The 14,172-nt window shown below is 65.7% G+C and carries 13 protein-coding genes and 2 tRNA genes; 11 read left to right on the forward strand and 4 right to left on the reverse strand.

Translation table 11 applies throughout. The annotated features are described in order from the left end of the window. Positions 1-302: 302 nt before the first annotated feature. The 5 genes from gyrB (at position 303) to ACFUEJ_RS01820 (ending at position 6,185) form a co-directional block, all read left to right on the forward strand. Positions 303-2,369 carry a DNA topoisomerase (ATP-hydrolyzing) subunit B gene (gene gyrB / locus ACFUEJ_RS01800; RefSeq protein WP_388027225.1) on the forward strand — a complete coding sequence of 689 codons (2,067 nt, stop codon included), beginning with the start codon at positions 303-305 and terminating at the stop codon, positions 2,367-2,369. 44 nt (positions 2,370-2,413) lie between these two features. Next, entirely contained in the window at positions 2,414-4,903 is a 2,490-nt protein-coding gene (gene gyrA / locus ACFUEJ_RS01805; protein ID WP_165629303.1) for a DNA gyrase subunit A, read from the forward strand. A 117-nt stretch (positions 4,904-5,020) separates the two neighbouring features. After that, a complete protein-coding gene (locus ACFUEJ_RS01810) occupies positions 5,021-5,911 on the forward strand; it encodes a DUF3566 domain-containing protein (protein WP_165629302.1) in 891 nt (296 codons plus the stop codon). A 66-nt stretch (positions 5,912-5,977) separates the two neighbouring features. Next, positions 5,978-6,051 (forward strand) — tRNA-Ile (locus ACFUEJ_RS01815). Positions 6,052-6,112: 61 nt separating this feature from the next. Beyond that, positions 6,113-6,185, forward strand: a tRNA-Ala gene (locus ACFUEJ_RS01820). Between the two features lie 30 nt (positions 6,186-6,215). Here the strand turns inward: ACFUEJ_RS01820 and ACFUEJ_RS01825 are convergent. Next, positions 6,216-7,862: a DNA glycosylase AlkZ-like family protein gene (locus tag ACFUEJ_RS01825; RefSeq protein WP_165629301.1), complete on the reverse strand. Its 1,647-nt coding sequence runs from the start codon at positions 7,860-7,862 to the stop codon at positions 6,216-6,218. 315 nt (positions 7,863-8,177) lie between these two features. On the opposite strand from ACFUEJ_RS01825, the gene ACFUEJ_RS01830 reads away from it, so the two are divergent. Continuing rightward, positions 8,178-9,110, forward strand: a complete 933-nt coding sequence (locus ACFUEJ_RS01830) for a saccharopine dehydrogenase (protein WP_078114057.1) — start codon at positions 8,178-8,180, stop codon at positions 9,108-9,110. Positions 9,111-9,118: 8 nt separating this feature from the next. Here ACFUEJ_RS01830 and ACFUEJ_RS01835 read toward each other — a convergent pair whose 3' ends face one another. After that, positions 9,119-9,685 carry a dihydrofolate reductase family protein gene (locus ACFUEJ_RS01835; protein ID WP_165629299.1) on the reverse strand — a complete coding sequence of 189 codons (567 nt, stop codon included), beginning with the start codon at positions 9,683-9,685 and terminating at the stop codon, positions 9,119-9,121. A gap of 74 nt (positions 9,686-9,759) precedes the next feature. On the opposite strand from ACFUEJ_RS01835, the gene ACFUEJ_RS01840 reads away from it, so the two are divergent. Both ACFUEJ_RS01840 and ACFUEJ_RS01845 read left to right on the forward strand, forming a co-directional pair. Continuing rightward, entirely contained in the window at positions 9,760-10,329 is a 570-nt protein-coding gene (locus ACFUEJ_RS01840) for a TetR/AcrR family transcriptional regulator (RefSeq protein WP_068970739.1), read from the forward strand. Between the two features lie 67 nt (positions 10,330-10,396). Beyond that, positions 10,397-11,674 carry a serine/threonine-protein kinase gene (locus tag ACFUEJ_RS01845; RefSeq protein WP_078114060.1) on the forward strand — a complete coding sequence of 426 codons (1,278 nt, stop codon included), beginning with the start codon at positions 10,397-10,399 and terminating at the stop codon, positions 11,672-11,674. A gap of 19 nt (positions 11,675-11,693) precedes the next feature. Here ACFUEJ_RS01845 and ACFUEJ_RS01850 read toward each other — a convergent pair whose 3' ends face one another. Continuing rightward, positions 11,694-11,951 carry a type B 50S ribosomal protein L31 gene (locus ACFUEJ_RS01850; RefSeq protein WP_165629297.1) on the reverse strand — a complete coding sequence of 86 codons (258 nt, stop codon included), beginning with the start codon at positions 11,949-11,951 and terminating at the stop codon, positions 11,694-11,696. A 36-nt stretch (positions 11,952-11,987) separates the two neighbouring features. Beyond that, positions 11,988-13,337 carry a ribosome hibernation factor-recruiting GTPase MRF gene (gene mrf / locus ACFUEJ_RS01855; protein WP_388027230.1) on the reverse strand — a complete coding sequence of 450 codons (1,350 nt, stop codon included), beginning with the start codon at positions 13,335-13,337 and terminating at the stop codon, positions 11,988-11,990. A gap of 104 nt (positions 13,338-13,441) precedes the next feature. On the opposite strand from mrf, the gene rpmB reads away from it, so the two are divergent. Genes rpmB through rpsN form a run of 3 tightly spaced genes read left to right on the forward strand, consistent with a single transcriptional unit; the run spans position 13,442 to position 14,147 of the window. Beyond that, positions 13,442-13,678 (forward strand): 50S ribosomal protein L28, encoded by a 237-nt coding sequence (gene rpmB / locus ACFUEJ_RS01860; RefSeq protein ID WP_004020952.1) that lies wholly within the window; start codon positions 13,442-13,444, stop codon positions 13,676-13,678. Continuing rightward, entirely contained in the window at positions 13,678-13,842 is a 165-nt protein-coding gene (rpmG, locus tag ACFUEJ_RS01865; protein WP_058253004.1) for a 50S ribosomal protein L33, read from the forward strand. Before rpmB ends, rpmG begins: the two co-directional genes overlap by 1 nt. Beyond that, a complete protein-coding gene (rpsN, locus tag ACFUEJ_RS01870; protein WP_058253005.1) occupies positions 13,842-14,147 on the forward strand; it encodes a 30S ribosomal protein S14 in 306 nt (101 codons plus the stop codon). Before rpmG ends, rpsN begins: the two co-directional genes overlap by 1 nt. Positions 14,148-14,172: the final 25 nt, after the last annotated feature.

Here is a 14,172-nt window from a genome sequence, read left to right on the forward strand (position 1 = left end):
AGCCTCGTGGGCCGTTTTCCATCCCCAAGCCACGATCGAACCGGGATCGAGGCAAAAAAATCGTTCTGAGGGCCTGTTAGCGGCCCCGGATGCGCGTTCCAGGGCGAGTCAGGCAGTACACTGTGGAGAGTTGTCCCGACAGGGGTGCACAGCAGCAGACAGACAGCGCCTCCAGGCTACCCGGATGTACCCACCGGGTATTCCTGTGCGCGCAACCGCCGTGTGCCCCGTCGAGAAGGATCGACGACGGATCCGGAGACCACCTGATCCGTCGATGAGCAGAACAGGAGCGGACGCACCTCGTGGCCGACACCAACGACACCGGACCGAAGAAGAACAAGAAGAAGCCGTCAGAGTATGGCGCCGATTCGATCAACATCCTCGAAGGTCTGGAGGCCGTCCGCAAACGGCCCGGCATGTACATCGGATCCACCGGTGAGCGAGGCCTGCACCACCTGATCTGGGAGGTCGTCGACAACTCGGTCGACGAGGCGATGGCCGGCTTCGCCTCGCGCGTCGACGTGACCCTCCTGGCCGACGGCGGTGTCCAGGTCGTCGACGACGGCCGCGGCATCCCGACCGGCATGCACCGCACGGGCGTGCCGACCGTCGAGGTCGTCATGACCCAGCTGCACGCCGGCGGCAAGTTCGACTCCGACGCCTACGCGGTGTCCGGTGGTCTGCACGGCGTCGGCATCTCGGTGGTCAACGCGTTGTCCACCAAGGTGGAGCTGGAGATCCAGAACGACGGATACAACTGGGAGCAGACCTACACCTACGCGACACCCGGCGCCCTCGAGAAGGGGACCCCGACGCGCAAGACCGGCACCACGGTGCGGTTCTGGCCGGACCCCGAGATATTCACCGAGACCACACGATTCAACGCCGAGACCGTGGCGCGTCGTCTGCAGGAGATGGCCTTCCTGAACAAGGGCCTCACCATCACGCTGACCGATCAGCGTCCACAGGCCATCGAGCCGCCGGGTGACGCCGACGGTGACGAGGAGAGCGGCACCACCGAGGCCGCCGAGGCGGTGAAGTCCCAGGAGGAGAAGGCCGCCGCCGCGGCCAAGCCGAAGACTCGGACCTATCACTACCCCGACGGGCTCGTCGACTACATCAAGCACCTCAACCGGACCAAGCAGTCGATCCACACCACCGTCGTCGGCTTCACCGGCCAGGGCACCGGCCACGAGGTCGAGGTCGCGATGCAGTGGAACGCAGGCTATTCCGAATCGGTCCACACCTTCGCCAACACCATCAACACTCACGAGGGCGGTACTCACGAAGAGGGTTTCCGCGCCGCGCTGACCCTCACCGTGAACAAGTACGCGGTGGACAAGAAGCTCATCAAGGACAAGAAGGAAGACCGCCTCTCGGGTGACGACATCCGCGAGGGCCTCGCCGCGGTGATCTCGGTGAAGGTCGGGGACCCGCAGTTCGAGGGCCAGACCAAGACCAAGCTGGGCAACACCGAGGTCAAGGGATTCGTCCAGCGGGTCTGCAGTGAACACCTCGGGCACTGGCTGGAGGCCAACCCGGCCGAGGCGAAGACGATCATCAAGAAGATCGTCGAGTCGCAGCGGGCCCGGATGGCAGCGCGCAATGCCCGCGATCTGGTGCGCCGCAAGACCGCCACCGACATCGGTGGTCTCCCCGGCAAGCTCGCCGACTGCCGCAGCAACGATCCCGGCAAGTGCGAGGTCTACATCGTGGAGGGCGACTCGGCCGGCGGCAGCGCCAAGTCGGGCCGTGACTCGATGTATCAGGCGATCCTGCCGTTGCGCGGCAAGATCATCAACGTCGAGAAGGCGCGAATCGACCGGGTGCTCAAGAACACCGAGGTCCAGTCGATCATCACCGCCTTCGGCACGGGCATCCACGACGAGTTCGACATCAGCAAGCTCCGGTATCACAAGATCGTGCTGATGGCCGACGCCGACGTCGACGGTCAGCACATCTCGACCCTCCTGCTCACCTTGCTGTTCCGCTTCATGCGGCCGCTCATCGAGCACGGTCACGTGTTCCTCGCGATGCCGCCGCTGTACAAGCTCAAGTGGCAGAAGTCGGCTCCGGAGTTCGCCTATTCCGACCGCGAGCGGGACGGACTGCTCGAGGCCGGTCGTGCGGCGGGCAAGAAGATCAACCCGGACGACGGCATCCAGCGGTACAAGGGTCTCGGTGAGATGAACGCCAAGGAACTGTGGGAGACCACGATGGACCCGGCCGTGCGTGTCCTGCGCCAGGTCACCCTCGACGACGCCGCGGCCGCCGACGAACTGTTCTCCATCCTGATGGGTGAGGACGTCGCCGCCCGACGCAGCTTCATCGCCCGCAACGCGAAAGACGTTCGCTTCCTCGATGTCTGATCGCGGGTTCCTGCGATTCCGCTCCGATCGGAGAAAGTACACACATGACTGACACCACCCTGCCGCCCGCCGGCGGTGAAGGCGATCGCATCGAGCCCGTCGATCTCGGGCAGGAGATGCAGAAGAGCTACATCGACTACGCGATGAGCGTCATCGTGGGTCGCGCTCTTCCCGAGGTCCGCGACGGTCTCAAGCCGGTGCACCGCCGCCTCCTCTACGCGTCCTTCGACGCGGGGTTCCGCCCGGACCGCAGCTACGTCAAATCGGCGAAACCCGTTGCGGAGACGATGGGTAACTACCATCCGCACGGCGACACCGCGATCTACGACGCCCTGGTGCGCCTCGCCCAGCCGTGGTCGATGCGGTACCCGCTCATCGACGGTCAGGGCAACTTCGGCTCGCGGGGCAACGACGGCGCCGCGGCGATGCGTTACACCGAGGCCCGGCTCACCCCGCTGGCCATGGAGATGCTGCGCGACATCGGCGAGGAGACAGTCGATTTCGTCCCCAACTACGATGGCAAGACGAATGAACCGACGGTCCTGCCGTCGCGTATCCCGAACCTGCTGATCAATGGTTCCGGCGGTATCGCCGTCGGTATGGCGACGAACATGCCCCCGCACAACCTCAACGAGGTTGCCGATGCGGTGTTCTGGGCGCTGGAGAACCACGACGCCGACGACGAGACCACCCTCGCCGCGTGCATGGAGTGCATCAAGGGCCCCGACTTCCCCACGGCCGGACTGATCGTCGGCAACCAGGGGATCAAGGACGCCTACACCACCGGGCGCGGCAGCATCCGGATGCGCAGTGTCGTCGACATCGAGGAGAACAAGGGATCCACCACGCTGGTGGTCACCGAGTTGCCCTACCAGGTCAACCCGGACAACCTGATCCAGTCGATCGCCGAGCAGGTCAACGAGGGAAAGCTGAAGGGCATCAGCCGGATCGAGGATCAGTCCTCGGACCGCGTCGGCATGCGGATCGTGGTGACGCTGCGTCGCGACGCCGTCGCCAAGGTCGTCCTGAACAACCTGTACAAGCACAGCCAGTTGCAGACCAGCTTCGGTGCGAACATGCTGTCCATCGTCGACGGCGTGCCCCGCACGCTGCGTCTGGACCAGATGATCCGCTACTACGTGGCGCATCAGATCGACGTCATCGTGCGACGGACGCGGTACCGGTTGCGCAAGGCCGAGGAGCGCGCCCACATCCTGCGCGGTCTGGTGAAAGCCCTTGACGCGCTTGACGAAGTGATCGCGCTGATCCGCCGCTCGGCCAACACCGAGACCGCGCGTACCGGCCTGATCGACCTCCTCGACATCGACGAGATCCAGGCCGATGCCATCCTCGCGATGCAGTTGCGCCGTCTGTCGGCCCTGGAACGTCAGAAGATCGTCGATGAACTCGCCGAGATCGAACTCGAGATCGCCGATTACAAAGACATCCTCGACCGGCCCGAGCGTCAGCGCGCCATCGTGCGCGACGAGCTCAAGGAGGTCGTCGAGAAGTACGGTGACGAGCGTCGGACCAAGATCATCGCGGCCGACGGCGATGTGAGCGACGAGGATCTGATCGCCCGCGAGGACGTCGTCGTCACGATCACCGAAACCGGATACGCCAAACGCACGAAGACCGACCTGTACCGCAGCCAGCGTCGCGGCGGCAAGGGTGTGCAGGGTGCCGGGCTCAAGCAGGACGACATCGTCAAACACTTCTTCGTGTGCTCGACCCACGACTGGATCCTGTTCTTCACCACCAAGGGTCGCGTCTACCGCGCCAAGGCCTACGAGCTGCCCGAGGCGAACCGCACCGCCCGTGGTCAGCATGTCGCCAACCTCCTGGCCTTCCAGCCGGAGGAGCGGATCGCCCAGGTCATCCAGCTGAAGACCTACGAGGATGCGCCGTATCTGGTGCTCGCCACCCGCAACGGCCTGGTGAAGAAGTCGCGACTGGTCGACTTCGACTCCAACCGCTCCGGCGGCATCGCGGCGATCAACCTGCGTGGCGAGGACGAATTGGTCGGCGCCCAATTGTGCAGCGCCGACGATGATCTGCTCCTGGTGTCGCAGAAGGGACAGTCGATCCGGTTCCACGCCGACGACGAAGCCCTGCGGCCGATGGGCCGGCAGACCTCCGGCGTCCAGGGCATGCGGTTCAACACCGACGACACGCTGTTGTCACTGAACGTCGTCCGCGAGGGCACCTACCTGCTGGTCGCCACCTCCGGCGGGTACGCCAAGCGGACCGGTATGGACGACTACCCGGTGCAGGGTCGCGGCGGCAAGGGTGTGCTGACGATCGCCCACGATCGTCGACGCGGTGAGCTGATCGGCGCGCTCATCGTCGACGACGACTCCGAGCTCTACGCCATCACCTCGGGGGGCGGCGTCATCCGCACCACGGCGAAATCGGTGCGCAAGGCCGGACGCCAGACCAAGGGTGTCCGTCTGATGAACATCGACGAGGGCACCACGGTCATCGCCATCGCCCGCAACGCCGACGAGCCGGACGAGACAGAGGTCTCTTCCTAGGCGTTAGGGTGAAGGCCACTGTTGCTCGACCCGTCGCGAGTCGACGGGTCGGGAACGGTGGGTTCGGACCCGGCGCCGAGCGAGCAACGTCAGGAACGCCTGAGTGAGGGAATGTCTGTGAGCACACCGAACGAGCCGCATCAGGACCAGAACGGGCGCCCCGCCGGGGGACCGGCGGGACCCGGAACGGGAACCCCGACCGGGGGACTGGTGCCGCCGTGGCAGCGGGGGCCGGCCGACGATCCGTCAGCCGCCCCGACCGAGACGTTCAACCGCGACGCCGCCCAGCGTCCGAACACCGGTGAGGGCCCTGCCGGCCCGCCGCTGAACAACCCGGGCGGCCCGCCGCCGCGTGGCGTCGTGACGAACAGCGGCACCGCTGCCGCCAGCATGAGCGGCCAGCAGGCCCCGGTGACCAAGCTGGAGAGTCCGCGCCGATCGGGTACGGCGACGGCGACCGAGGAACCCGGCTTCGTCGAGTCACCCACCAGCACGATCGACCGCGGACACCTTCCGGAGAACGATCTGCCCGACCTCGATCAGATCCACCACACGGCGGACCTGAAGCGACCCGAGACGGCACAGGCGCCGGGATCCAAGCCCTCCGCACCGCGGTCGGCGCCTCGCCAGGTACTCGCCGCCGGGACCGCGCTGCGCGCCTCGGTGCAGGTGCGTCGGATCGACCCGTGGGCGACGTTCAAGGTCGCAGCCGTGCTGTCGGTGGTCGGGTTCTTCATCTGGATGATTTCCGTCGCCGTGCTGTACCTCATCCTCGACGGCATGGGCGTGTGGGATCAGGTGAACAACAGCTTCGGAACGCTCATGGCGGAGGAATCGGCCGCGAGTAACGACGTGATCGGGGCGGGCACCGTCTTCGGCGCCGCGGCGCTCCTGGGCGCCATAAACGCGATCCTGCTGACCGCGCTCGCGACGATCGGCAGCTACATCTACAACATCTGTGCCGACCTCGTCGGCGGCGCCGAGGTGACTCTCGCCGACCTCGATTGAGCGAGCCCCTGACCAGCCGTTTTGTTTGTTGGGGCATCGGTCGGGTAATCTCACTCCTCGGTTCAAGGGCCTATAGCTCAGGCGGTTAGAGCGCTTCGCTGATAACGAAGAGGTCGGAGGTTCAAGTCCTCCTAGGCCCACTGCGACAGATGTTTTCGGACATCGGAATCTCGCATCCCGCCGAACCGATCGGTACGGCACGGGGCCTTAGCTCAGTTGGTAGAGCGCTGCCTTTGCAAGGCAGATGTCAGGAGTTCGAATCTCCTAGGCTCCACAAATGCTGGCCCGCGGAGTTATCGCTCATTCAGTCTGGTAGCACATAGCGTGAACCGCGACGTTGCCCTACCAGAATCAGTCGGCCGTCTTCCACCAGCCGCTTCAGTACCGAGCGGGCTTGAGGCGGGATGGTCTGGCAGAGCTCGGCGGCCTGACTACGGGTTATCGAACCGTACGCGGCCACATAGTCTAGGATCATTCGTTCCTGCTGGAGCGGATCGACGCCTTTCACACGCACGTAGGCGTTGCGATCTTGCGCAAGATCGTAGAAGCGCGCGGTCAGGTGGTATTTCCGACTGCGACCGACACCGCGAGACTCGAGGATGCCCCTCTCGACGAGCTGCCCAAGGCTAGTCCTGGTGCTCGCAGGAATGAGATGCAACTCCTCAGCGACTTCGCTACTCGTCGCCGAGCCCGAAGTCTTCACCTCGTGGACAATCCGCAACTCGTCGAGGCTCAGTGGTTGCTGGTGTTCGTTCTCCCATGTGAGTAAGAAACGAACCAGATCCAGGTCTGCGTTTCCGAGGGGGACGGTGACCACAACCGAGTCGCTGGTGCTGTGTGAGTAGTCAGGGACGTCTCGTCCGGCCCTTAGCTGCTGTTCGAACATGTCATTGACACCCTTGCCCTTCCTCTCGACCAAGCCGGCGCGTTTGAACGCTCCAGCGAGAATCAGGCTTCGAGGTCTGGACTGGTCAAGAATGTTCTGCGTGGTGACGCCCGGTGGAAATCCGCCCGGACTGGAGACCACGAAACTGCCGTCCGTCAGCTGCAACCGTATGGGACCAACAGCGGTGTAGTCGCGGTGTACCAACGCATTCGCGACAGCTTCCCGACGAGTGATCGATGGGATGAGTGGAACTTCAACACGCAGGAGCCCAGCCATGACTTCCGTGACTGTGTTCTGTGCATCTACGAGGTCGCGCAGCTTCTCAGCCGTCTTTAGTAGTGGTTCCACCATTTGGATGTTTGTGGGTGGGTGCCCGCTGCGTACGTCTTGGAACAGCACTTCAGCGTTTGGGACCCATCGTTGCACCGCGGACCCAGTTCCGAAGAGAAGGACTGCCCCGATGCTGACCGGGGCGGACAAAGGTACGAGCCCGAGAGCCCGGAGTATATCTGGGTCGGAGAGGTCTGCAAGATCGTCTCCCGACGCAAGGCACATCCGACGAAAACGATTGAACTCAAACGGATCGAGGTCAGTCAGGGTTGCGTCCCACGCTGCAGAGGCTGCGAAATCCTGACCGCGGGTGATCATGCCCATGCTGACAATCTCATGCGCGGTCATAGGGGCGCATTCTGGCTCGCCCGTAGACTTGATCACGCGCTTGGTGAAGACTCCCAACTTCGTGCCGACGGGGCCAGGGTCGGCGCGGGGAACATCAATCCGGATGATCTCTTGACCGTCGACGCTCTCCAACCGAACGCCCACCGCGAGCGCAGGCTCGGTATTGGCTTGGATGTATGCACCAACCCGCGCCGGGTCGGTAGTCCGGCCGTGACGCGGTTGTGCACCAACCACGATGCCGTTGTCGTCTACGCCAACCAACAGAACGCCTCCGTCGCCGTTGGCGAGACAGGCGACAGCCTTCGTGAGCTCCTTGTCGTTGATATCCGAACGCTTGAACTCAGTGGTGAAGTTCTCGCCGTCGGCTATGAGAGCGCGCGTGTCCATAAGAAGATTATGCATAAGTATGACATGGGAGAGCCTGTACCTACTGGAGTCATAACTTTTAAACGCTATGGCGCGCCGTACAGACCGCCCTTCCGAAAGGACGACACCGTGCCGTTAGCTCTACTTCCATCGACAAAGCGCGACCCCGGCCGGTCGCGGTACGACCAAACAGATGCAGGATCTCGACCGGGTTGTCGTCAGCCGCTCCGTACCAGTAAGGAGTCGTCGGATCGAACTGGGCCGTCTCGTCGGGTCCTAGGACGTGCTCGGCGTCGAGCATGATTGTCAGGCAATCGCGAACTGGAAGTGGTGTCTATGAGCGAATCGAACAACCGTGAGGACCTGCGGGTCCTCCTGCTCGGCGGGCGCGGTGCGGTGGGCGCCGTCGTAAGACGCGAGCTCGAGGTGGATGGCCATCTCGTGACCACGACGAGCCGAGCAGCGAGCGCCGATGTTCGGCTCGATCTACGCGAGGATCTCGCGGCACTACGCGACCTCGCCGCTGGACATGACGTCGTCGTCAATGCGTCCGGCGTCGAACGCGCGGAACTCGGCACCGCGATCGGACCAACGCCGCTCGTGGACATCTCGGCGTCTGGCGCCTACCTCGATGCGTTGCGTGCGACCGCGGCCGGACCCATCGTCCTGGGGGCAGGCCTCGCGCCCGGGCTCAGCACGATCCTGACCGCCGCACTCGATTCTCGGCCCGGCGACGACCTCGACGTGCTCGTGATGCTGGGGGCGGGGGAGAAACATGGCCCGGCGGCGGTCGCCTGGACGGTCGGTCTGATCGGCACCGATGTCCACCGCCCGCCCGAAGGCGGGAAAGTCCGCAACCTCGGTGAGACCCGGCGCGCCACCGGACCCGACGGACATGGCAGACGATATCTGCGCGCGGACTTCCCCGACCATGTCCTTCTCGACAACCGGCCGGGTCACATCCGCTCGTATCTCACTCTCAGCTCGGCCCCGATGACCGCGGCGCTCGGCCTGATCGGGCGGGTGCCGGCGTTGCGCGGCACGCTGACGTGGGCGCCTCCCCTTGGTTCCGATGCCTGGCACGTCATCGCCGAGAATCGGCGCACCGGTGAGCGTCGGGAGGCCTCCGGGACGGGGCAGTCCGACGCCACGGGCCGACTGACGGCGCTGGCCGCCATCCGCGCCGCGACGGAACTCCATGGCGCCAAGAGAATAGTGACGATGGCCGACCTGGTCTCACTCGACGACGCGCTCTCGGTGCTGAGGTAGGTCCGCTCCTACGGTGCGGCGTATTCGACGATCGACACGCCGGTGTCGAAGTCGTGTGCGCTGACGCGTCGAAACCTCCTGGGCGCGTACCGGCCGGGCGCCATCAGCGGAATGCCGCTCCCGAACATCACCGGCTGACGCTTGAGGACAAACCGGTCGATCTCGTCGGCCAGCTGAGTCGCGAGATCGCCGCCTCCGCAGAGCCAGATGTCTTTTCCCTTGCGCTGTTTGAGCTCACGCACCACCTCGACCGGGTCGCGATCCGTGAACGTCACGCCGTCCACCGGGTCGCGTCGACGATGGGTGAAGACGTACTGGTCGAGGTGGCGATACGGACTCGTCACCTCTGGCAACCCGGCGGCATAGGTACCGGCTCCCATCAGGACGGTGTCGAAAATCCCTGTGCTCTGGTCGATCCCGAGTGCGGCGGCGTAGTCCGTCGGGATGGTGTCGGCAAACCGCTCGTTGATGCCGTCCATGTGATCGCCCTCCATCAGAAAGGCGTCGAACTGGCCGTCCGGTCCGGCGATGTACCCGTCGAGACTCACGGCCACGTAGTACACGAGTTCACGCATGCTGATCCCCAATCACTTCAGATGTAGTGGTTGAGAAACTACAGCACATGTAGTGGTTGCGCTATCGTCTTCTCATGGCCCGTAACGACGACCGTCGACGCGCCCTGGCCGATGCGGGTCTCGAAGTGCTCGCCGACGCCGGCGCGCGGGGGCTCACCCACCGCGCGGTGGACCGGGCGGCCGGCGTGCCCCTCGGTACGACGACGAATTACTTCCGTTCTCGCTCAGCACTTCTCACCGGATTGGTGGAGCGCATCTACGAGCGACTGGCACCGAGCGACGAGTTCATCGCTGAGCGGGCCGGACGCACACCGACGCGGGAGCTCTTCGCCGAGTATCTCCGCAACATCGTCGAGCGTCTGATGGCGAACCGGACTGTCACCATCGCACTGATCGAACTCCGGTTGGAAGGAATTCGACGCCCTGAGGTCGCGGAGATCATCGGCGAATGGCGTCGGACCGGTTTCGCCGGGGACGTGGCGTTCAACGAACAAGCGGGCTTACCGGGGTCGGCACGGGAGATCGCCCTCTTCCACTACGCCGTCGACGGCCTCCTGCTGGACCAGCTGACCGGTCCGCTGCTCCCGGATGTGCCTGTCGACGACATCGTCGACGCGCTGGTCGACGGGTTGCTGCCGGGCTGAGATCACGCCGTCCGACTCCGGCTCCGGGTCGACGATGGCCGGGAATGGCACCCGCTACCGTGAACAGGTGGACCGAGACCTGCTCGACGGACGCTACGAGATCCGGGGAGTTCTCGGACGCGGTGGCATGGCGGTGGTCCACGACGGGTGGGACCGGCGACTCCACCGGTCGGTCGCCATCAAGCTACTGCGCTCAGAGCCGGAGACCCCGACGGTCGCACGTGACCGGTTCATCGCAGAGGCGCGGGCGGCCGCCGCGCTCAACCACCCCAACATCGTCGCCGTCCACGATTTCGGCGAGCACGACGGAACGCCGTACATCGTGATGGAACGGCTGAGTGGCACAACGGTCGGCGATCTCATGGCCGGCGGGCCGTTGCCGCCCCACCGCGTCGCCGCGATCCTCGAGGACGTCCTGGCCGCCCTGTACGCCGCCCATTCCGCCGGGGTGCTGCACCGCGATATCAAACCCGCGAACTTGCTGATGTCCGGCGACCGGGTGAAGGTTGCCGATCTCGGCATCGCCAAGACGGCCGGGATGGCGCACACGGCGACGGGAGAAGTGGTCGGAACCATCTGTTACCTCAGTCCCGGTCGCGTGTTGGGCCGGGCGGCGACACCGGCCGACGATCTCTACGCGGCTGCGGTCGTCGCATATGAGGCTCTGACGGGTCGCCGCGCGTACGACCACGACAACCCTGCCGCCGTAGCGCACGCGATCCTGCACGCGCCGCCGCCACTGCTGGCCGACATCCGTCCGGATGTCGCGCCGGCACTGCGCGAGACGATCGACCGGGCCATGCGTCCGGGTGACACCGTGCCGTTTCCGAGTGCTGCGGCGATGAGCGCGGCGCTGGCCGGGCATGGCGACCACATGGGCCCGGACGGGACGAGTCGGCTCACGGCGCCGATGCCGCCACCGTCCCCGCCAACTCGCACCGCCTCGGGGACGGCTTCGCTTCCGGAAGGGCCGAACCGCTCCCGACGTCGAACGTCGATCGCGGTGCTGGGCGGCGCCGCCGCTCTTCTGACCGCCCTTCTCGTCGCCGTCGTCGTCATCGCCACCGGATCCGACGACGACACCCCAGTTCCGGCGACCCCGACCTCCCTGCCGGCCGCCGAGTCCTCGACCACCGAATCACGGCCGACTCCACCGCCGAGCACGATCGACGCGCCCGCGCCGATCCCTCTGCCGACCGGCGCGACGGAGATCGACACCCCCCAGACCGAGGAGGGACCGGCCGGAAGCGGCGGAAACGGGCGGGGCAACAGCGGTGGTGGCAACGGCGGTGGTGGCAAGAGCGAGAACAAGGGGAACGGGAAACCGAAGGACGACAAGAACTGACGTCGCCCATCGACGTCCCTCAGTCGTCCTTGTTCAGGTGCGCATAGCGCCGGCGGAACTTCTCGACCCGGCCGGCGACGTCGGGGATCGTGTTGACCCCGGTGTAGAACGGGTGCGAGTCGCTGGTGACGTCGACGGTGATGAGCGGGTACTCGTTGCCGTCGGACCAGGTGACGGTCGTCGACGATGTCGCCGTCGATCGGGTGAGGAACTCCTTGCCCGTCGAACCGTCGCGGATGACGACGGGGTGGTAATCGGGGTGGATGCCCTTCTTCATGTGGGTGCCTTCCGGTGAGATGCGGGTCGGTGCGGGTCAGTTGTCCCGGGGATCAGCGTCGACGCCGGGGAATGCGTCCACGGTCAACTCGCCGACGTCGAGGTCATCGCACGGGTCGGCGTGGAACTGCCCGAAGGGATCGTCGAAGGTCGACCAGAACTGTTGTCCGGCAGCGAATTCGACCTCGTTCAGGCAGGCGCCGCGGAGGGCCTCCTCGATCTCCGCGGGGTCGCCCTGATGGACGAGCGCGACGAGCGAGGTGTGCCGGTCGCCGAAGGTCTCGTCCCAGCGCAGTGCACCGAGAGCCCGACGCTCGTCGGGTACCTGCGCGAGTTCGTCGTCGGTCATCGAGGCGAGCCAGGGACCTCCGTGCGCGACGCGCAGTCCGCCGCCGGCCGACTCGAGCCAGAGCGCCTCGTCGGGCTGGGTGGCGATCCAGAGTCGCCCGCGGGCACAGACGACCCCGTCGAGGAGGGCGTCGATCGCCTCGTGAAAGCGACCCGGGTGCAGCGGTCGATCGCTGTGGAACTCGACCCACGTGACCCCGCAGTCGGATTCCAGTGGCGGCTCGCCCGCCAGGAGAGGGTCGTGCGGACCGTCGATGCGTCCGCGACGTGAACGGGGCGGTACCGCGGCGAGCAGTTGCTCGGCCAGGACGGGTGTGATCGGGCGCTGCGGCAACTCGAACATCATCGGGACGTTCGGCGCGAGCCGTTTGAGGACGGCGACGAGTCGCGCGGACGCCCAGGCGTCGCGGACGGTCGGGTCGCATGCTGCGACCACCAGTGCGTCGGCAAAAGCGACCTGACCGACCGCCACCTGGGCAAGGGTGCGGTCGTCGTCGAACGCGACATGCCCACCCTCGGCGAGTGACAGATCGCCGGTCGCCGACGTCAGCCAATCATCCTCGGCCACACAGGCAACGGTGAGATCGATGCGGACGTCGGCGGCCGCCGGGGCGTCGTCGAACCCCGGCATGTCCGAGACGATGACGTTCTCGATCGACCAGGCGACCTGCTCGGGTTCGAGGACGGGATCGAGGGTGAGGACGATCCGGTTCACCGACGGTCGACGATGCAGCCGCCGCAGCAGAGGGAGCAGGTCTTCGCGCAGGGTGCACGAGATGCAACCGTGGGCCAGTTCCACGATGCAGACGTCATGGTGGCTGCGACCGTCGGGACCCCGCCAGCTGAGGGTCCGGACGACGCGGCCGTCCTCGACCTGTGTCAGGTCGTGGTGGACCTGGACGCTGCCGACGCCGCCGCACTCCAACGCGTCGCCCACCCGGTGGATCGACGACGCGTCGAGCCCGGTGACCAGCACGATCGGGGTCCGTTGCTCGCCCGGGGTGTCCTGCGGGTGGTTCGCGGGTTGATCGTCGAGCACGACTCCACTCCGTTCTATTGAGAATGATTTCCATTTGTGCTTCGACGACGGTACCGTGGCCGCACACTTAATGCCAATCATTGTCGATAAGAACAGGAGGCAGCATGTCCAAGAGGTGCCAGGTCACGGGTCGGGTACCCGGCTTCGGCAAGCAGGTGTCGCATTCGCACAAACGGACGTCGCGCCGGTGGGACCCGAACATCCAGCGCCGCCGCTACTACGTGCCCAGCGAGGGGCGGTACGTGACGCTGCGCGTGAGCGCCAAGGGGATCTCGACGATCGACAAGCACGGCATCGAGTCGGTGCTGCGCAAGATTCGTGCCCGAGGGGAGAAGGTCTGATGGCGCGCAACGAGATCCGGCCCATCGTCAAACTGCGTTCCACCGCCGGGACCGGATACACCTATGTGACTCGGAAGAACCGCCGCAACGATCCCGACCGGATGGTGCTGCGCAAGTACGACCCCATCGCCCGCGCCCACGTCGACTTCCGAGAGGACCGCTGATGGCCAAGAAGTCCAAGATCGTCCGCAACGAACAGCGCCGCGAGGTCGTCGCGCGGTATGCCGACCTCCGCGCCGAACTGAAGCGCGCGAGCGTCGCAGCCAGTTCGACGCCCGAGGAGCGTTCGGAAGCGCTACGACGCCTACAACGGCTGCCGCGCAACGCCAGTCCGACTCGACTGCGCAACCGGGACGCCGTCGACGGCCGGCCCCGCGGGTACATCGGCAAGGCGGGCCTGTCGCGCGTGCGGTTCCGCGAACTCGCGCACCGCGGCGAACTACCCGGAATCCAGAAGTCCAGCTGGTGATCCGGACCCACGAGAACGAGGAACA

Source organism: Gordonia sp. NPDC057258 (assembly GCF_042668985.1).
Classification (GTDB): domain Bacteria; phylum Actinomycetota; class Actinomycetes; order Mycobacteriales; family Mycobacteriaceae; genus Gordonia; species Gordonia hongkongensis.

What these genes read in the sequence shown, in the direction of transcription:
- gyrA (WP_165629303.1), top strand. Translation starts at nt 2,414, where the DNA reads ATGACTGACACCACCCTGCCGCCCGCCGGCGGTGAAGGCGATCGCATC.
- ACFUEJ_RS01825 (WP_165629301.1), bottom strand. Translation starts at nt 7,862, where the DNA reads ATGGACACGCGCGCTCTCATAGCCGACGGCGAGAACTTCACCACTGAG.
- ACFUEJ_RS01830 (WP_078114057.1), top strand. Translation starts at nt 8,178, where the DNA reads ATGAGCGAATCGAACAACCGTGAGGACCTGCGGGTCCTCCTGCTCGGC.
- ACFUEJ_RS01835 (WP_165629299.1), bottom strand. Translation starts at nt 9,685, where the DNA reads ATGCGTGAACTCGTGTACTACGTGGCCGTGAGTCTCGACGGGTACATC.
- ACFUEJ_RS01840 (WP_068970739.1), top strand. Translation starts at nt 9,760, where the DNA reads ATGGCCCGTAACGACGACCGTCGACGCGCCCTGGCCGATGCGGGTCTC.
- ACFUEJ_RS01850 (WP_165629297.1), bottom strand. Translation starts at nt 11,951, where the DNA reads ATGAAGAAGGGCATCCACCCCGATTACCACCCCGTCGTCATCCGCGAC.
- rpmB (WP_004020952.1), top strand. Translation starts at nt 13,442, where the DNA reads ATGTCCAAGAGGTGCCAGGTCACGGGTCGGGTACCCGGCTTCGGCAAG.
- rpmG (WP_058253004.1), top strand. Translation starts at nt 13,678, where the DNA reads ATGGCGCGCAACGAGATCCGGCCCATCGTCAAACTGCGTTCCACCGCC.
- rpsN (WP_058253005.1), top strand. Translation starts at nt 13,842, where the DNA reads ATGGCCAAGAAGTCCAAGATCGTCCGCAACGAACAGCGCCGCGAGGTC.